Source organism: Achromobacter insolitus, assembly GCF_002209555.1.
Lineage (GTDB): Bacteria > Pseudomonadota > Gammaproteobacteria > Burkholderiales > Burkholderiaceae_B > Achromobacter > Achromobacter insolitus.
On record NZ_NJIF01000001.1, the window covers coordinates 367,760 to 388,880 of the forward strand.

The 21,121-nt window shown below is 67.1% G+C and carries 4 protein-coding genes; 2 read left to right on the forward strand and 2 right to left on the reverse strand.

Features of this window, described 5'->3' with window-relative positions; genetic code table 11:
* Positions 1-16: 16 nt before the first annotated feature.
* Both CEY08_RS01710 and CEY08_RS01715 read left to right on the forward strand, forming a co-directional pair.
* Positions 17-18,817, forward strand: a complete 18,801-nt coding sequence (locus tag CEY08_RS01710) for a filamentous hemagglutinin N-terminal domain-containing protein (RefSeq protein WP_076815722.1) — start codon at positions 17-19, stop codon at positions 18,815-18,817.
* Positions 18,818-18,832: 15 nt separating this feature from the next.
* Positions 18,833-19,585 carry a SapC family protein gene (locus CEY08_RS01715; RefSeq protein ID WP_232033755.1) on the forward strand — a complete coding sequence of 251 codons (753 nt, stop codon included), beginning with the start codon at positions 18,833-18,835 and terminating at the stop codon, positions 19,583-19,585.
* A 49-nt stretch (positions 19,586-19,634) separates the two neighbouring features.
* Here the strand turns inward: CEY08_RS01715 and CEY08_RS01720 are convergent, their stop codons facing one another.
* Entirely contained in the window at positions 19,635-20,621 is a 987-nt protein-coding gene (locus CEY08_RS01720) for a DUF4434 domain-containing protein (protein WP_076815726.1), read from the reverse strand.
* Between the two features lie 20 nt (positions 20,622-20,641).
* Positions 20,642-21,061, reverse strand: coding sequence for a YidB family protein (locus CEY08_RS01725; protein ID WP_076815728.1), 420 nt, complete (start codon positions 21,059-21,061; stop codon positions 20,642-20,644).
* Between the last annotated feature and the right edge of the window lie 60 nt (positions 21,062-21,121).

Consider the following 21,121-nt stretch of genomic DNA (forward strand, 5'->3'; position numbering starts at 1 on the left):
AAAGAAGAGACCGACCATGACCCGCAATTCCCGCAGCCTTGCCAAGACCGCCCGCCGCCTGAACATGAAAAAGGAAGCCGCTCTCCCCGCGCTCAGCACGCTGGCCGTGCTGATAGGCTCGCTTGCCTCGACCGGCGCAAACGCCAATCCCACCGGCGGCAAGGTGATCGCCGGCTCGGCCAATATCTCGGATCGCGGCAACGGCACGCTGGACATCACCCAGTCGACCGGCAAGGCCATCATCAACTGGAAAGACTTCAGCATCGGCGCCAACGAGACGGTCAACTTCCGGCAGCCCGGCGGCAACAGCGTGACGCTGAACCGCGTGGTCGGCAACGACCCCTCGGCCATCTTCGGCCGCTTGAACGCCAATGGCACCGTGATGCTGGTCAATCCGAACGGCGTGGTGTTCGGCAAAGGCGCGCGCGTCGACGTGGGCGGCCTGGTGGCCACCACCGCGAACATCAACGACAAAGACTTCCTGGCCGGCAATTACAAGTTCAATCAGCCGTCTTCCAAGCGCGGCGCCATGATCGTCAACGAAGGCACGATCAGCATCAAGGACAGCGGCCTGGCCGCGCTGGTGGCGCCCGCGGTGCGCAACTCCGGCGTGATCGAAGCCAAGCTGGGCCGCGTGGCCCTGGCGGGCGCCAAGACCGTCACGGTCGACTTTCATGGCGACGGCCTGCTGAGCTTCGATGCCACGTCCGCGGTCGCCGATCTGCCCAAGGATGCCGACGGCAAGCCGGTATCGGCCTTGGTGGCCAACAACGGCGTGATCCGCGCCGATGGCGGAACGGTCTTGATGACGGCGCGCGCCGTCAAGGGCGTGATCGACAATGTCGTCAATACCGATGGCATCGTCAGCGCCAAGTCGGTGGGTACGCAGAACGGCAAGATCGTGCTGTCCGGCGGCGACGCCGGAACGGTCAGGATCGCTGGCACGGTCGACGCGACCGGCACCGGCACCGGCGAGCGCGGCGGCAAGGTCGTGGTGACCGGCGAACACGTGAACGCGGCGCGCAGCGCCGCCATCGACGTATCCGGCGCGGCAGGCGGCGGCGAAATCGCACTGGGCAGCCTGGGCGTCACGCCGGATGACGGCTCGGCCGCCTTCAGCGGCAAATCGTCCACCGTCAAAGTGGCAGCAGGCGCAACGCTCAAGGCCGACGCGCTGGTCGACGGCAAGGGCGGCAACGTCACGATGTGGTCCAACGACGCCACCGCTTTCGGGGGCACCCTTTCGGCCCGTGGAGGTGCGCAAGGCGGCGACGGCGGCTTCGCCGAAGTGTCCAGCAACAAGAACATCGGCCTGACCGGCACGGCGGACCTGCGCGCGCCCAAAGGCAAGACCGGCCTGCTGCTGATCGATCCGACCGATCTGCGCATCGTCGACTCGGCCACTGGCGGCTCGCAAGACGGCAATGCCGGCGACGGCACCATCAACGGCGGCGACGCCAACGCCGCCAACAACACCGTGTCGCGCGGCCTGCTCGAAAGCCTGGCGGGCACCACCAACATCAAGCTGGAAGCCACCGGCCAGATCACGGTGGCGGACATGTCGGCGATCAACCTGCAGACCGCCGCCGGCCACAGCTTCACGATGCGTTCGACCCAGACGGGCGGCATCCGCTTCGAAAACGCGAACACCGAGATCAGCACCCAGGGCGGCTCCATCACACTGGAGGCGCTGGGGGTGGGCAGCACGCTGAACAACATCGGCAAGCTGACCAGCCGCGGCGGCGCGATCACTCTGAATGCCACCGGCGACATCAACCTGGCCAACATCATCGACGCCGGCAACGGCGCGGCGCTCATCCGCACCAGCGCGGGCTCAATCCGCAACACGGGCGGCGCCAACCAGGTTGTGGCGGGCAGGACCGTCCACCTGGACGCCAGCGGCGGCAACATCGGCGATATGGCCGCGCCGGTCAATACCCAGACGTCGCTGCTATCGTTGGCGACCGGCGGCAACCTCGCCGTGGCCAACCGCCAGACGCTGACTACGCTGGACATCACCAGCCGCCATGCGCAATCCGGCGTCAACAACAGTTTCCAGCTGACCTCGCCGGGCCTGGCCTTCGCGCTGCAGGACAACGGCGGCTACCAACTGAACACGATCAGCCAATCGGGGCTGAACTTCTCGTTTACCGGCGATCGCAGCATCACCGTCGCGGACGTGGCCCTGGGCACGGGCACGCTGACGCTGGCATCAACGGCCGGCGATATCTTCGGTACTCTCGGTGGCCTGCTGAACGCCAACCAGATCACGTTGAGCGCGTCCGGCAGCAATGGTCGCAATGGCGCTATCGGTTCCTCGGCACAAGCATTGCGCACGCAGGCCGCCGCCCTGACCGCCACCAGCGGCAGCGGCGGCATCTACGTGAACGGCCTGGGTTCGCTGAACCTGAAGGCGATCGACACCACCGGCAGTCTGGCCGTCCAGATCACCGCCCAACTGACGCTGGGTGACATCAAGGCGGGCGGCGGCGCGACGCTGACCTCGATGCTCGGCAGCATCCTGGATGATGGCAACGACGCCACCAGCATCTCCACCTCGTCGCTAAGCCTGTCGGCTCAGCAGGGCATCATCGGTGGCTCCGTACGCGCCTTGAAGACCAACGCCTCCAACTTGTCCGCCACCGCGGGCGCCGGCGGCGTGTACTTGGACAGCACCAGCACCAATCTGAACATCACGCAGGCACAGGCCAATGGCGGTCCGATCGCGATCACCGGCGCGGGCAGCGTCTCGGCCAATAACGTCGGCTCGGGCGGCGGCGCCATCAACCTGACCGGCAACAGTATCGCAGCCGGTCAGGTCAACGCGGGCGCGGGCAACGTCACGCTCACCGCGCGCGCGGGCAGCATCACAGGATCCTCGGCCTCGCTCATCACCGGCAACGTCGTCACGCTGCTGGCCCCGGCCTCCAACACCAGCTACACGGTGGGCACCTCGGGCACCCACCTGCGCACTGCCGCCGGCGTCCTGAACGCCACGGGTGGCAGTATCTATCTCAACCAGGCCCAGGGCTCGGTGCTGCTGGACGACCTGAAGGCCAGCAACGGCATCTACGTCACCGGCGTGACGAACCTGAGCGCCAACATGCTGGATGCGGGCACCGGTACGCTCTGGCTCAATGCGCAGGGCGGCAGCATCGTGCGCGCCAATGCCAATAGCGCGCTGGCGGGCAACAACGTCACCCTCCAGGCCCAACAACACATCGGCACAGCCAGCGACCACCTCCTGACGGCCACGACCAACCTGACGCTGGGCAGCGGCGGTGACATCTACGTCGACAACCCCGGAAAAACGCTGACCTACCTGGTCATCAGCAATTCCCACGCGGATCCCGCCCGCCGCAACACGCTGCAAATCGCCGCGCCATTCCTGAATTTCGACGTCAACGACGACCTGGGCAACGCCTACGAGCTGCGCCAGGTATACAGCTCGCTGCTGAGCCAGTTCTCGTTCACCGGCGACCAGAGCCTGAAGCTGGGCAACATCCGTGCCGGCAGCAGCATCGGTCTGAGCTCCACGCTGGGCAGCATCCTCGACGACGGCATCGTCGATACCCGTGTCACCGCCAACAACGTCAGTCTCAGGGCCGCTCAGGATATCGGCACCGGCTCCGGTTTCGTCGGCGTCAACGCGCAGGGCCTGACGCTGGACACGCGCGGCGACCTCTACGTCACCGATATCGCCGACCTCTTCTCGTTGACCGTGTACGCGCGCCACAAGGGCGCGGATGACCGCTATGCGCTGGACGTGCGCGCACCGTCGCTGCTGTTCAACATCACCGACGACGTCGGCGGGCACACGATCCATGAAGTCCGCGACAGCAACTGGGTAAACTTCAGCTTCACCGGTGACCGCGACATCACGGTCGGCAACATCGATGCCGGATACAGCGGCAGCATCGCGCTGACCGCCACAGGCAATATTCTCGACGACGGCAACAAACAGACCCGGCTGCTGGCCAGTTCGGTCAACCTGATGAGCAGCAAGGGCGTCGGCGCCGCCGGCACCGGCCACCTGGACGTGCTGACCGGCCTACTGGGCGGCTGGGCTGGAGATGGCGGCTTCTATGTGCAACTGCCTAATCCCACCGGCTCGTCCAACACCGCCGGCGTCGTCACACTGAACAACATCACGGCCAGTGGCGACGTACAAATCGAGGCGCGGCAAGGCGACATGCTGCTGGCCAACATGGTGCGCAGCAGCTTTGGCAGCGTGGCGCTGAACGCCGCCAATGGATCCTTGTTCGGCTCGGGTTACGGCGGCGTGTACGCCGGCGGCAACAACGTCTCGCTGAAAGCGGCAGGCGCGATCGGCGGCGTGTACGGCGGGAATCTGAACTATGTCGGAGTGAGTGGCGCGGGCGTGGTCAATGTGCAGGCGCTGGCCGGAAGCGACATCTACCTGAACGGCACCGCGACTGGCATTCAGTTGACGCGCGTGGAAGCCGGCACGGGCCAGATCGGCTACCTCCAATCGTATGGCAATACCACACTGGGCGACCTGCGCGCAGGCGGCGCGGTTACGCTGAACAACTCGGGGGGATCGCTGGTGGACGACGGCGACGCCGCCACCATCATTCGCGGCACCCACATCGCCTTGACGGCGGGCGGCGCCATCGGAGCACCCGGTGCGGCCTTGGCCTTGCAGGCGCCCGACGTCAGCCTGGCCAGCGGCGCCGGCATTGCCGTCGACAACCTCGCCGGCCTGGCTCGGCTGAACATCACGCGCAATGGAACCGCCAACGGCTCATACAGCATCACGGCGCCGAACCTGACGGCTTTCACCGTGACGGATGACGGCCTGGGCATCCACCTGACGGACATCGCCAGTTCGAGCGGCCTGGACTTCGGCTTTGCCGCCGACAGCAAGAACCTGCTGGTCGGCAACATCGACGCGGGCGCCAGTGGCAAAGTCAGCCTGGCAACCGGCCTGAGCATCAGCAACGACAATCCGGCCAGCCCCGGCGCCATCCGCGCCTCGACCGTCGCCCTGACGGCGGGCGCGAACGGTTCCATCGGCTCATCCATCCCAGGTGGCGCGCTGGCCTTGACGGGTGCTTCGGCGCTCAACCTGACCGCCGGCAACAACATGTACGTCGGCAGCGACACGGTGCTGCGCAGCCTGGCTATCAACAGCCTGAAGAATGCAGGCAGCGCCGCGACCTTCGACATCACCGGCGGCGCCGGCCAAGTCATCCGCATCAGCGACGACGGTGCCACCCAGTACCTGGAACAGGTCACGGGCGGCCTGACCGACTTCAGCTTCAGCGGCCGCAAGAATATCCAGGTCGGCACGCTGACCGCCAGCAACTCCATCAGCCTGACCACCGCCAATGGCGGCGCCAACTCCAGCATCACCAGCGACAGCGGCAGCGGCCGCATCGCGGCGGGCAGCGTCACGCTGTCCGCCACCGGCTCGGACAGCTACACCGCGCGCGATGCCAATACCGGTGCCATCGGCGCAAGCGGCCGCGCCCTGCGCCTGAGCACCAGCAACCTGGCCATCACCAACAACGGCGATATCAACCTGCACAACGGCGGGTTGACGCTGAACAGCCTGGATCTGCACCTGTCGCGGCGTGATGCCTACAGCGTCACCAACTTCGACACCAACAGCTATACCTTCGGCGGCCTGGGCAGCCAGACGCTGTCCATCTCCGGCGGCACGACCCTGGCGATCGGCGCCAACATGAACGGCGCCGCCCTGGCGGTCAATACCGACACCGCCATCGTATCGAACACCATCAACACTGGCGGCGGCTCGGTATCGCTGACGTCACGCTACGCCAACACCGACCTGTCTCCGAGCATCGGCGGCTCGGGCCTGATCACCGGCAACAACGTCAGCCTGAGCGCGCTGGGCACCAACGGTAGCGTGTCGGCCCAGACCAGCACCGCCAACCTGGCGGTGGCCTCGGCCGGCAACGTGTCCGTCGCCAACAACAAGCAGCTCGGGTCGCTGTCGCTGACGGCCAACCACAGCAGCACCAGCGGCGCTCTCACCAATACCTACAACATCAGCGCCAGCGGCATGACCGCGTTCTCGCTGAGCGACTCGACCGGCTTCGCCGGGCTGACGCTGAACAACATCACCAACACCGGCAACCTGGCGCTCTCGATCTCGTCGGACCGCGCGCTGACCGTCAACAACGTCAGCACCGCCGCTGGAGGGTCAGTCACGCTGGCCAGCAACGGCACCATCTATGGCAACAGCTTCAGTGCCAGCGCCCCCAACATCACCACCGGCGCGCTGACCCTGAACGCCGGCTCGGTCACGGGCGTCTATGCCACCGGCCAGCCACTGTTCGTCAGCGTTGACTCGCTGTCATCCAACATCCGCGGCAGCCTGTCGGTGTCGAACAACAAGAGCCTGACGCTGCTGGACAACAGCGCCGCCGGCTCGGCCCTGGTAAGCGTCACCAATGGCTCGATCATGCAGGGCGCCGGACGTTATGTCGCGCCCGTATTGACGCTGACGGCCACGCAGTCGATCGGCGCAGCCGGCAACGCGATACAGACCGACACGCGCCAGCTGACCACGCAGTCCGGCGGCAACCTGTATGTCAACAATGCCAGCGACCTGTACTCGTTGAACATTACCGCCAACCATGCCAACAGCGCGGTGGACAATGTGCTGCAAGTGGCGGCCAAGGGCTTGACATTCAATGTCGCCGACGCCGGCGTCTATACGATGGCCCAAGTCAGCGACCTGACCGGCCTGAATTTCTCGTTCACGGGGGATCGCACACTGTATGTCGGCGATGTCGACGTCGGCGCCGCCAACACCGTGAGCCTGGGCGCGTATGGCGCGGGTGCGCATATCCTGAACCTGTCCCCAACGTCCCACGTCACCGGCGACGTAGTCACCCTGGGAACCAGCGGCCAGATCGGCGTCGCCTCCGGCGACAACTCGGGCTCGATCCACACGACCACCAGCGAGCTTTACCTGACAGCCGGCAGCCACGTCTATGTCGACAACGACCGCGACCTGGCCAGCCTGTATCTGTATGCCACCGGTGTGGCGCCCGCCACCTATCAGATCCAGTCGAACGAGTTGAAGTTCGACGTGGCCCACAACGGCAGCCGCCTGCAGGTCAACGAGGTACGCGACGACACCGGACTGAACCTGACGCTATCGAGCAACGTCGGCCAGGACATCGGTATCATCGACACGACGCCGATTGGCACCGTGCGCCTGTCCAGCAACAACAGCATCCTGGGCAGCGCCGACGACAGTCAGCGCATCTCGGCCTCGCAAGTTTCAATTACGACCCAGGGCTCGGGCAGCATCGGCGCCGTGGGCCGCGAGATCAATCTGTCGGCACCGCTGTTGAGCATCCAGAACGGCGGCGATGTGTACATCGACTCCGATACCCATATCGACGCGCTGACGCTGTACTCCACGGGCAACAGCGCCCGCAGCTACGGCATCACCTCGCCAACGCGCGACGGCGGAAACATCGTGTTCGAGGCCGCGGACGGCGGCAGCGCCAGTAGCGCCGGACTAGTCCTGACCAAAGTCGAGGACAAGGGCGGCCTGAACCTGAGCGTGACCAGCGACCGCAACATCACCGTCGGCGCCGTCAACGTCGGCTATGACAACGTGGTGTTTTACTCGCGCGGTTCGCTGCTGGGCGACGGCGATGCCGCCAGCAAGATCGACGCGGCCGCCCTGACCCTGACCGCGACCAACGCGATCGGCGCCGCCGGCGCCGGCAACGCCATCGACACCCGCGTCAGCACACTGTCCGGAAGGGCCGACAACGGCGGCGCGTTCATCACGGTGGAAGGTAACACCAGCCTGCCGAGCCTGACCTCCAGGGGCGCCAGCGCGGTCAGCAACACGGTCGGCGACATCGAGCTGGGCACGGTCAACACCAATGGCAACGCCTTCACCGTCAACAACACCGGCGGCTCTATCCTGAGCGGCACGATCAACAACGCCACCACGGTCGACCTGACGGCGAATGGCTCGATCGGCAACAAGAGCGCCATCCGCACCAATGCCCTGAATGGCGGCACCACCACGGTCACGCTCAGCGCTACCAAGACCGACCGCGCCGACGGCAGCATCGCGCTGACCGAGACTTATGGCCTGCAGGCGACCGCCGTTACCGCGCCGGGCAACATCACCCTGGTCGCCGACACCGCCAACAACGGCCGCAATCTGACCGTGGGCACCATCACGTCCACCGACGGCGCGGTCGCGCTGTCAACCTCGCGCGGCAGCATCACCGGCATCAACAACAGCAATCTGGTCACGGGCAAGAGCGTCAGCCTGACCGCCAACTACGGCACGGCCGCCACCATCGGCGGCTCGAACTCGGCCCGCCTGCACCTGAACACCGAGAAGCTGACGATGGCCACGCCGGGCAGCATCTACGTCGACAACCTGGCCGACCTTTCCGACCTGACCATCATCCGCAACAACGCGCAGGGCTCGAACCTGGGCAGCGGCGGCTTCCTGACCATCGACGCCCAGAACCTGACGTTCAGCGGCGCCGACACCAGCAACGCCACCGCGCTGACCATCGTGCGCGACACCACTGGCCTGAACTTCACATACCAGGCCGTCGGCGCGATCAACATATACGACATCGACGTCACGCAGAACGGCTCGGTGACGCTGTCGACCAACCCGTACTACTACACGGGCGGCTCGATTCTGGGCATGAACGCGTCCGCGAAGATCGTTGCGGGCGACCTGGCGCTGTCCACCGCGTCTGGCAACACGCCCAATACCATCGGCTCGGCCGGCCAGACCCTGAACACGCAGGTCAAGAACATCACCGCTACGGCCTCGGGCGGCATCTGGCTCAAGCAGACCGGTTCGATCAACCTGGGCAACCTGCGGGCCGGCGGCGACCTGTCGGTCACCACCACCACTGGCGACATCCAGGTCGGCACGGTCAGCTACGGCACCGGCAACGCCCTGACCCTGAACGCCCAGACCGGCAGTATCCTGCACGGCGGCGGCACGCTTTCGGGCGCGGGCGGCGGCCCCATCACACTGACGGCCCGCAACGGCATCGGCACGCGCGACGCGGCGATCAAGATCGCCGCCCCGAACAGCCCGGTATCGGCCACCGTCACCGGCGACGGCTCGCTCTATCTGGACAGCACCGGCAACCTGCTGGGCGGCCTGACGACCTCGGTCGCCAATGGCGAGACCCGGATCACCGGCAATGGCAACCTGGTGCTGACCAGCATGGCCTCGGGCACCGACGCGGTCGGCAATGACATTTCGGTCAAGACCAGCGCGGGCAATATCACGGCCAAGAACGTGCAGGCAGGCGCCAATAACGGCCAGGTCACGCTCAGCGCCGAGAACGGCATGATTCTGGCCGACAGCGCCGGCGCCAGCGTCAAGGCCTACGGCGTATCGTTGAATGGCGCCGTCGGCGTGGGCATCAATACCGGCAACGGACGCATCAACGCGACCGGCCAGCGCGTCGAGGTCACCACCAACGGCGCCATGTACCTGGCGGCGGACAATAACTCCGTCTACTCCTATCTGTCGGGCAACATCATCGACATCGCCGCTGCCGGCAACTTGCAGATCGCCAATGCCCTGTCGAACAACGGCACGATCAAGATCACCGGCAACGGCACAAACAGCCAACTCGTGGCGGGCAACATCGACGCGGGCGCAGGCGCCGTCAATATTGATTACAGCAAGGCCGGCAGCACCATCGTCGACGACCGCGAGGCGTCCACCCGCATCATCGGCGGTACGGTCGCGCTGAAGGCCGGCGCGGGCATCGGCGGCGCGGCGGGTTCCGCCGACAAACTGCAGACCACCGCGGCCAGCATCACGGCCGAAGTCACCGGCGCCGGCGCCATCTATTTGGACGACAACCGCGCGGCCGGCACCACGCTGAATTCGATCACCACCCAGAACGGCGCCATCGGCATCACCACTGCCGGCCCCACGCTGGTCGCGAACGCCGTCAGCAACACCAGTTCGGCAGGAAACAATATCTCGATCGCGACCTCGAACGGGGACCTGTCGATCAACACGATCGACGCCAAGCAACTGGGCAACGTCATTCTCGATGCAGCGGGCTCCATCCGGGGCGCGCTGCCAGGCAACCTGATCTTCGGCAACGTCCTCAGCGCGACGGCGGGCGGCAGCATCGGCTCGGCGCTGAACCTGGCCGATGGTTCGGGCGGCATCGCCCTGCGCACCAACCTCGCGTCGCTGGGCAACCTGGCGACGGGCGCCGACGGCGCGGTTATCGTCCTTGACAACGTGGGCACGCGCAAGCTTACGCTCAGTGGCAACGTCGCGCAGACGGGCGAACACAGTTCCGCCTATCTGCGCACCGCCGGCGACCTGGACGCTCACGCGGGCCTGTCCAGCACGGCGGACAACCTGCTGCTGGCTGCGGGCGGCACGTTGACCGTCGCCAGCGGCGGCGTGCAAGCCAACGACACCGTCACCCTGACGGGCGGCAACGACATCGTTGCCTACGGCTCCACGCCGCGCACGATCGCGGTCAAGGCGGATACGCTGAACTTCAGCAGCGGCGCCGCGGGAGGCAACACCACGCTTACGACGCAGGTAGGTACCGCCAACGTCCGCCTGAATGGCACGGCGGCCGCGGCCAACCTCGCGCTGAACAATACCGGTGCGCTGGCGGCATTGCTTGACACGGCCAATGGCAACATCACCGCCAGCGCGACCGGCACGCTGAACGTGTCGGCAACGGCCAGCGGCAGCAACCGCAGCATCGACCTGAGCTCGCAGCAAGGCGACGTGGATATCGGCACCGTCAACGCAGGCGCGGCCAACGGCACCATCATCCTGAGCGCCATTCAGGGCTCTCTGGCGGGCCTGGACGGCAGCCTGCAAGCCAACAACCTCGACCTGACCAGCAAGAACGGCATCGGCGCCGAGAATGCTCACTTCTCGACTTCGGCCCGCAATCTCAAGGCCAACGTCCTGGGCACCGGCGACATCTTTGTGGACGGCACCGGCTCGCTGACGCTGGGCCGCATCGCCACGGCCGACGGCAATATCGCCATCAACGCCAACGGCGACCTGACCAGCGCTGTCGGCATTTCCGCCGGCAACAGCGGCGCAAACGGCAACGTGACGTTGACGGCCGACGCGGGCGATGTCGCCATCAGCCACGCCATTGCCAACGGCGACATCAACGGACTCGTGGTGAACGGCACGCGGATCTCAATGGCCGCCGCCAACACCGCGGGCCGCCAGGCCTATACCGGCGACGTCACCCTCAATGGCGACCTCACTGGCTCGGCCATCGACATCACCGGCAACACCACGCTGGCAGGCGGCAAGCGCACCCTGACCGCCAACGGCGATGTCAGCCTCTCGGGCCTGCTGAACGGCGCCGGCCAAGAGGCGGCCATTGTCTCCACTGGCGGCCACGTCACGCTGGGCGGCAACGCCACCAACCTGGCCAGCCTGAGCGTCGATGGCGCCAGCATCGACCTGCGGCAGGTTGCCACCACTGGCGCCCAGCAGTACAACGGCGCCACCACGCTGCGCGGCACGTATACGACAAACAACGGCGCCTTCGGTGTCGATGGCGCCACCGTCCTGGGCAGCGGCGTTACCGTGTCCACCGGCAGCGGCGCGGTCACTTTCACGGGTGGCATGTCGGGTGCCAACGCGCTGACCGTCACCAGCACCGGCGCCACCACCTACGGCGGCGCCGTCGACATCGCCTCTTTGAACCAGGCAGGCACGGGTGTCGTGGCGATCAACGGAGGCATGGTGACCACCAGTGGTGCGCAGGACTACAGTGGCCGCGTGCAACTGGGCGACGATGCGACGCTGACCGGCGCCACCCTCACCCTGCGCAATGGCGCGGACGGCGCCCATGGGCTGGAGATCGACGGTACTGCAGCGCTGGCAGGTGCCATCGGCGCCAATACCCGGCTCGCCAGCCTGACCGTCGTCGGCCCCGTCACGCTGAATACGAGCAGCATCTCCACCACAGGCAACCAGCATTACAAGGGCGCCGTAACCTTGGGCAGCGACCAGTCGCTGAACACCACCATCGGCAGCGTCGCCTTCGACAATGCGCTGGATGGCGCGCGCGACCTGACCGTCGGCTCGACCTCGGGCGGCAACATCAGTTTCGGCGCCGTTGGTGGCGCCACGCGCGTGAACAAGCTGACGGCCAACACGTCCGGCACGACCGCCTTCAACGGCGCGGTACGGGCGGCATCGGTACAGACCGACGCTCCCGGCAGTGTGATCATCGAGAGCGCCAGCATCGACACCACGGGCACCCAGTCCTACGGCGAGCGGATCACCCTGGCCCGGAACGCCACGCTCAAGGGCAGCAACGTCACGCTGAATCAGGGTGCAGACTCGGCCGACGAAACACAGAGCCTCACCATCGACGGCAACGCCACAATCAACGGCGCCATCGGCGCGGGCAACAATGCCCGCCTGGCCTCGCTGACCATCACGGGCGCGGCCGAGCTGAATGGCGGCGCCATCAATACGATTGGCGCGCAGTCCTACCAAGGCAATGTCACGCTGTCCGGCGATCTGAGTCTTGCGACCGCCAATGGCAATGTCGGGTTCGGCGGCACGGTCGCCAGCGCCGCGGGCGCGGGCAGCAACCTGACGGTGGGCACGGGCAGCGGCAACGTCACGTTCGCTGGCGCGGTCGGCGATGCCGGCGCCGCGCGCCTGGGCGGGCTCACGGTCAACAGCCAGGGCGCCGCCACGCTGGACGGCGCCGTCTACGCGGCGTCGGTCACCACCGATGCCGGCGGCACGCTGGCCATCAATGGCGGCCGCGTCGACACCACGGCCACGCAGTCCTACGGCGAACTCGCCGTGCTGGGCGCGGACACGCTGCTCACGGGCAGCAAGATCACGCTGAACCAAGGCGCGGACTCGACCGACGAAACCCAGGACCTGACCATCGGCGGCAACGCGACGATCAACGGCGCCATCGGCGCAGGCAGCAATGCCCGCCTGGCCTCGCTGACCATCACCGGAGCGGCCGAGCTGAATGGCGGCGCGATCGATACGGTCGGCGCGCAGTCCTACCAAGGCAATGTCACGCTGTCCGAGGACCTGGAGATCACTACGGCCAATGGCAACGTGGGCTTCGCAGGCACCGTCGCCAGCGCTCCCGGCGCCGGCAGCCGCCTCACGGTCGGCACGGGCAACGGTAACGTCACGTTCGCTGGCGCGGTCGGCGATGCCGCCGCGGCGCGCCTGGGCGACATCACAATCAACAGCCACGGCGCCACCACGCTGGGCGGTGCGATTTACGCCACCGCGGTCACCACCGATGCCGGCGGCACGCTCGCCGTCAATGGCGGCCGGATCGATACCACCGGCACGCAGTCCTATGGCGAACTCGCCACGCTGGGCGCGGACACCGTGCTCAAGGGCAGCACCGTCACGCTGAGCCAGGGCGCGGACTCGGTCAATGAATCCCAGGACCTGACGATAGCCGGCAACGCCGTGATCAAGGGAGCGGTCGGCGCGGGCGGCAATGCCCGCCTGGCCTCGCTCACCATCACCGGAGCTTCCGAGCTGGGCGGCGTCGCCATCAACACCGTGGGCGCACAGTCCTACCAAGGCCAGGCCACGCTGACCGACGGCCTGGACATCACCACTGCCAATGGCAATGTCGGCTTCAGTGGCACGGTAGCGGGCGCGGGCAAGCAGCTGACGATCGATGCCGGCAACGGCAACGTCGCCTTCTCGGGCGCGGTCGGCGCTGCGGCCGCGCGCCTGGGCGATATCACCGTCAACAGCGATGGCGCTACCGTGCTGGACGGCGCCGTCTACGCAGCGTCTGTCACCACCGACGCCGGCGGCACACTGGCCATTAATGGCGGCCGCGTCGATACCACCGGCACGCAGTCCTACGGCGAACTCGCCGTGCTGGGCGCGCAGACCTCGCTCAAGGGCAGCAACGTCACGCTGAACCAAGGCGCGGACTCGGCCAACGAAACCCAGGGCCTGACCATCGACGGCAACGCGACGATCAACGGCGCCATCGGCGCGGGCAACAATGCCCGTCTGGCCTCGCTGACCATCACCGGCGCAGCCGATCTGAATGGCGGCGTCATCAACACGCTCGGCGCGCAGTCCTACCAAGGCAACGTCACGCTGTCCGATGACCTGGACCTTGCGACCGCCAATGGCGCTGTCGGCTTCGGCGCCAACGTCGCGGGCGCGGGCATGCAATTGACGATCGGGACCGGCAACGGCAACGTTGCCTTCTCGGGCGAGGTTGGCGCTGCGGCCGCGCGCCTGGGCGACATCACGGTCAACAGCAGCGGCGCCACCATGCTGGACGGCGCCATCTACGCCGCTTCGGTCACCACCGACGCCGGCGGCACGCTCGCCATCAACGGCGGCCGGGTCGACACCACGGCCACGCAGTCCTACGGTGAACTGGCCACGCTGGGCGCGGACACCCTGCTCAAGGGCAGCAATGTCACACTGCACCAAGGCGCGGGCTCGGCCGACGAATCCCAGAGCCTGACCATCGACGGCAACGCGGCGATCAACGGCGCCATCGGTACAGGCAGCAATGCCCGCCTGGCCTCGCTGACCATCACCGGCACGGCCAATCTGGATGCCGGAGCCATCAAGACGGTTGGGGCGCAGTCCTACCAAGGCAACGTTGCGCTGTCCGATGACCTGGGCATTACCACGGCCGATGGCAATGTCGTTTTCGGCGGCACGGTCGCCAGCGCTGCCGGCGCGGGCAGCAGCCTCACCGTCGGCACGGGCAACGGCAACGTCACGTTCTTTGGCGCGGTCGGCGACGCCGCCGCCGCGCGCCTGGGCGACATCACCGTCAACAGCAACGGCGCCACCATGCTGGACGGCGCGGTCTACGCCGCCTCGGTCACCACCAACGCCGGCGGTACGCTCGCCATCAATGGCGGCCGGGTCGATACCAGCGGCACGCAGTCCTATGGCGAACTGGCCGCGCTGGGCGCGGACACCGTGCTCAAGGGCAGCACCGTCAGCCTGCTGCGCGGCGCTGACGGCGCCCACGCCCTGAACATCGCGGGCAATGCGGTGATCAACGGCGCCTTGGGCGCCAACAACCGCCTGGCTTCGCTCGCCATCGGCGGCGATGCAGAGCTGGGCGGCGGCGCCATCCACACCGTGGGCGCACAGTCCTACCAAGGTCAGGTCACGCTGACCGACGGGCTGGACATCACCACTGCCAATGGCAATGTCGGCTTCAGTGGCACGGTAGCGGGCGCGGGCAAGCAGCTGACGATCGACGCCGGCAACGGCAACGTCGCCTTCTCGGGCGCGGTCGGCGCTGCGGCCGCGCGCCTGGGCGACATCACCGTCAACAGCAACGGCGCCACCGCGCTGGATGGTGCGGTCTACGCCGCCTCGGTCGCCACCGACGCCGGCGGTACGCTCGCCATCAATGGCGGCCGGGTCGATACCAGCGGCACGCAGTCCTATGGCGAACTGGCCGCGCTGGGCGCGGACACCGTACTCAAGGGCAGCACCGTCAGCCTGTTGCGCGGCGCTGACGGCGCCCACGCCCTGAACATCGCGGGCAATGCGGTGATCAACGGCGCCTTGGGCGCCAACAACCGCCTGGCTTCGCTCGCCATCGACGGCAACGCAGAGCTGGGCGGCGGCGCCATCCACACCGTGGGCGCACAGTCCTACCAAGGTCAGGTCACGCTGACCGACGGGCTGGACATCACCACCGCCAATGGCAACGTCGGCTTCAGTGGCACGGTAGCGGGCGCGGGCAAGCAGCTGACGATCGACACCGGTAACGGCAATGTCGCCTTCTCGGGTGCGGTCGGCGCTGCGGCCGCGCGCCTGGGCGACATCACCGTCAACAGCAACGGCGCCACCGCGCTGGATGGCGCGGTCTACGCCGCCTCGGTCACCACCGACGCCGGCGGTACGCTCGCCATCAATGGCGGCCGGGTCGATACCAGCGGCACGCAGTCCTATGGCGAACTGGCCGCGCTGGGCGCGGACACCGTGCTCAAGGGCAGCACCGTCAGCCTGCTGCGCGGCGCTGACGGCGCCCACGCCCTGAACATCGCGGGCAATGCGGTGATCAACGGCGCCTTGGGCGCCAACAACCGCCTGGCTTCGCTCGCCATCGGCGGCAATGCCGAGCTGGGCGGCGGCGCCATCCACACCGTGGGCGCACAGTCCTACCAAGGTCAGGTCACGCTGACCGACGGCCTGGACATCGCCACTGCCAATGGCAACGTCGGCTTCAGTGGCACGGTAGCGGGCGCGGGCAAGCAGCTGACGATCGACGCCGGCAACGGCAACGTCGCCTTCTCGGGCGCGGTCGGCGCTGCGGCCGCGCGCCTGGGCGACATCACCGTCAACAGCAACGGCGCCACCGCGCTGGATGGCGCGGTCTACGCCGCCTCGGTCACCACCAACGCCGGCGGCTCGCTCGCTATCAATGGCGGCCGGGTCGATACCACCGGCACGCAGTCCTATGGCGAGCTGGCCACGCTGGGCGCGGACACCGTGCTCAAGGGCAGCACCGTCAGCCTGCTGGGCGGCGCTGACGGCACCCACGCCCTGAACATCGCGGGCAACGCGGTGATCAACGGCGCCTTGGGCGCCAACAACCGCCTGGCCTCGCTCGCCATCGGCGGCAACGCAGAACTGGGCGGCGGCGCCATCAACACCGTGGGCGCACAGTCCTACCAGGGCGACGTCACGCTCAACGCCAGCCTGCAAAGCGACACCGCCAACGCCGACGTCGTCTTCGGCGGCAAGGTTGCCAGCGCCGCCGGCGCAGGCTATGGCCTGGCCATCGATACCGGCAACGGCAATGTCACCTTCTCGGGCGCGGTCGGCGATGCCGGCGCAGCCCGTCTGGGCGACATCACGGTCAACAGCAATGGCGCTACCGTGCTGGACAGCCCCATCTACGCGGCGTCCGTCACCACCAGCGCTGGCGGCACCCTGGCCATCAATGGCAGCCTGGTCGACACCACTGGCGCGCAATCGTACGGGGAACTTGCCATGCTGGGCGCGGACACCGTGCTCAAGGGCAGCACCGTCAGCCTGCTGGGCGGCGGCGACGGCAGCCACGGACTGACCATCGACGGCGACGCAGTGCTCAAGGGCCCGATCGGCGCTAACGAAGCCCTGGCCAGCCTGACTGTCACCGGGAATTCCAAGCTCGGCGCAGGCGGCATCGCCACTTCGGGCGACCAGTCGTACCAGGGCGCAGTCATCCTGGACGGCGACTCGGCCTTGACCAGCCGCAACGGCGATATCCGCTTTGGCGATTCGGTCGATGGCGGCCATGACCTGACGGCATCCGCCGCAGCGGGCAACGTCGCCTTCGCCGGGCCGGTGGGCCAGGGTACGCGCCTGGAACACTTTAGGATCCATGCTGCCGGAGACACCGTCCTGAACGGTCCGGTCCGCGCAGCCTCGGTGCAGACCAGCGGCCAGGGGGACCTCCTGATCAATGGCGGTTCCATCGACACCACGGGAGCGCAGCAGTATGGCCAGCATATGGTCCTGGGCGGCGCGGACACCACGCTCAGCGGCACGGACATCCGGCTGCAGGCCGGCGTCGACGGCACGGATCCGGGCCAACAGGGCCTGATCATCGCCGGCAACGCCGACATCCAGGGCGACATCGGCGGCACCACGCCGCTGCGCGGCCTGGACATAGACGGCACCACCACGATGGGGTCCGGCAAGGTCGTCACGACGGGAGACCAAACCTACGCCGGCGCGGTGACCTTGACGGGAGATCGCCAACTGAGCAGCAGCTCCGGTTCGGTCATGCTGGGCAGCACGCTGGACGGGGGCAACGGCAACAATCTCGCCATCAGCGCCGGCCAGAATCTGCAGGTCGCAGGCAACGCCACCGGCCTCGGTTCACTGACGCTGCGCGCCGTCGACACCATCGTGCTGAATGGCGACGTCAGCGCCTACCGCGTGCAGCAGCTGGAAGCCAAGTCCGCCAGCTACAACGGTGCGGTGCGTGCCTCGGGCCCCGGCGGGATCGATATCTCGGGCGGCAACGCATCGTTCGGCAAGGACGTCACCGCGGAGGCGGGCGCGATCAACATCGCCAACACTGACGCCGCCGGCACGACGGCCTTCGCCGCCGCCACCACGGTGAAGGCCGCCACGGGCTTCAACCAGACTGGCGGCGCCGGCCTGACATTGCCTGCGCAACTGCTGGTTACCCAGGGACCCATTAACCTGGGCGCGCCGGCCAAGCTGCAAGGCTCGACCGCAACCATCAGCACCAACGGCAACATCACTGCCGTCGGCCTGTCCGGCCCGCAGACCTCGCTCACCCTGGCCGCCGGGCCGCTGGGCGCCCTGCGCATCGGCCTGAACAACGCAGCCGCGAACAACAAGCTCGACGTGGCCGATCTCTCGGTGCCATCCGCCGGTTCGGCCGACATCTGGGGTTCGATCGGCGGCAAGACGGGCGCGCTGGCCGCCTCCATGGTCAAGAGCTCGCTTGTCGGTTCGCCGTACTTCCTCAACGGCGCCACCTGGGGCCCGACGGGGGTGATCAATCGCCTGTCCTCCGTCACGGCGCCCAGCCAGATCATTCCCACGACGCCCACCGCCGACCCGCTGTTCCGTGGTACGGTCGCGCCCGAGGGCTATGGTCCTGACGCACTGGACGCCTACACCGACCCGCAGGTGCTGAAAGTGGCCTCGGCCGGCTTTTCCTGGCAGTTGCCATCTTTCAACCACCATCCGCAGCAATCCGCCGTCGAAGACAACAAGGTCTTGGACGACAAGCGTCGTGACGACGACGCGCAATCCCGCACTCTCTGATTCAACAAGATGACTATGCAGACCTCGCTTCCCCTGTTCTACGAACAACCCCGTCCGCTGGCTGCGGGCGTGCACGCCAACCTGTCCCTCGCCGGCAATACGGGTTTCGCCTACGCTGCCAAGACCAATGCCGTGCCGTTGGTCGCCACCGAACTGCCGACCGCATGCCGCCACTTCCCCATCGTTTTCAGCGATGGCGACCAGCCCATGCCCGTCGCCGTGCTGGGCGTGCGCGGCCAGGAAAATCTGTTCGTCGATGCCCAGGGCCAATGGTGCGCCGGCACCTACATCCCGGCCTATATTCGCCGCTACCCCTTTATCTTCATGGAGAACGAAGACCGCAGCCAATTCACGCTGTGTGTCGACGAGAAGGCCGCCTCCGTGGTCGAGGGCCGCGACAATCCGTTCTTCGACGAAGCCGGCGAACCCACGGACCTGGCCCGCAGCGCTCTGGAGTTCTGCCGTGATTACCAGAACCAGCACGCCTACACCATGGAGTTCACACGCGCCTTGGCCGAAGCCGAACTGCTGGTCGAAAACCGTGCCGACATCACGCTGGCCGACGGCCAGCGCCTGGCCATGTCCGGTTTCAAGGTGATCGACGAAGCCAAGTTCAACAAGCTGCCGGAAGCGGAATTCCTGCGCTGGCGCGCCAACGGCTGGCTGCCGCTGGTCTATTGCCATTTGCTGTCTATCAACACCTGGCCCGCGCTGATCAATCAGCTGGAGCCGTCCGTCCCGGCCGACGAAGCTGCCGCCGGGGCGTGATCGCGATGGCCGGCCATGGCGCCGGCCTGATTGGTCCGCCGGCGTGCGATTAGAGCGGCCAGTCCCGCCTGAGGCGCTCAGCCTCGGGGGTGGGCCCGATCAGCCAGGGGTCCGCGGCAAAGGCAACGACGCTTTGCGCGCGGTAACGCCGCGCGATGCGCAATTGCCGGCGCACGCGCGCGCTATCGGCAGAGCGGGCGTTGAACGTGGTGCCGTCCTGGCGCTCGGACGGCAATTCCTCGAACAGTTCTACGATCAGGTCGAACGGCACGCGGCGCGCCAGCAACATGCGGTGCAGCGGCTCCAGCGCGTCGTACGCTGCCATACCGGACACCCCCACCCCATCTTGCAGCATGGGTCTCAGCCTCGCGGCATCCAGCAGCCCGTTCCAAAGATCGGCCAGGCTCAACGGTCCCGGCAGTTTGCTGTGATAGGTGGATATGGCGGGTACGCGTCCGGTCTGTTGCAAAAGAGGATCCGACATTTCGCGCAGCCAGCGCGCCAGGCGTGACTGCCTTTCGGGCGCGGCCCAACTGTACTGCTCGATTTCGTAAGGGATGTACCAGCCGCGGAAAGCCGCGTGGCCGGCGATAGTCGAAGCGCGCGCATAGGCCAGCGCTTGCGCTTGAGCCTCCTGCAGGAAACCGGCGAGCGCGGCGTCGTCGGCATTGCCCAATTGCCGCCACCAGCGCTCGTCGTAGGGCAGCCCCAGCTGCAGGCCAATGCCCAGCCGTTCCGCTTCCTCGAATATCAGCGCCAGGGTGGACGCGGGCAATTGCCAGGGCTGCGCGCCCCCGCTAGCCCCGACCCACTGGATGATGATTTCGCGAAAGCCCAGCCCGTGCATGGCCGCAATGCGCTCGCGCCAAGCCTGCGGATTCAATTCCAAATGGCTGGGCCAAAGTTGCCAGAAGGTGCTTTGCACCGACCACGCCGGCGCGCAGGCGGGCAGGCTGGCGGCCAGCGCCGCCACGCCCAGGCCCAGGCCCTGCAACAAACGCCGCCGGTCGATGGAAGCAGGCGCTGACGCCTGCATGGCTTGCCTGGCGATAGGAACTACCCTGCGCGATTGCCGAAAATGCCCGACAACGACGCCAGCAGCTCGGCCGGGTTGAACTGTTGTTGGCCGCCTTGCACTTCCCCGTTCGGCGTGGCCTGGTCGACCAGTTGCGGCAGCAGCGAGGACAGCGAGCCCAGTACCGAATCCGTGTCCTGTCCGGTCTTGGCCGCCAGTTCGTTGACGACGCCGGGATCCAGAACGGAACCGAGCTGGTCTGCGCTGACGGGCATGTTCTGGCCCGTGCCCACCCACGAGGCCACGATTTCGCTCAAGCCGCCCTTCTGGAAGCTTGCGATCAAGCCGGACAGGCCGCCCGGGTACTTGTTCAGTTGCTCGATCAGGGCGGGCAACAGCGAAGCCGAGCCCCCTTGTTGACCGCCGCCGGCCATCGAGGCCAAGGTATCCAATAGGCTCATCATCGTGCTCCTGAAAAATCGGAGAATCAGTATAGGCCCATGCCCGGCGCCCTGCCTGTC

Coding starts and splice junctions, on each gene's coding strand:
- CEY08_RS01720 (WP_076815726.1), bottom strand. CDS start 20,621: ATGCAGGCGTCAGCGCCTGCTTCCATCGACCGGCGGCGTTTGTTGCAG.
- CEY08_RS01715 (WP_232033755.1), top strand. CDS start 18,833: ATGCAGACCTCGCTTCCCCTGTTCTACGAACAACCCCGTCCGCTGGCT.
- CEY08_RS01725 (WP_076815728.1), bottom strand. CDS start 21,061: ATGAGCCTATTGGATACCTTGGCCTCGATGGCCGGCGGCGGTCAACAA.
- CEY08_RS01710 (WP_076815722.1), top strand. CDS start 17: ATGACCCGCAATTCCCGCAGCCTTGCCAAGACCGCCCGCCGCCTGAAC.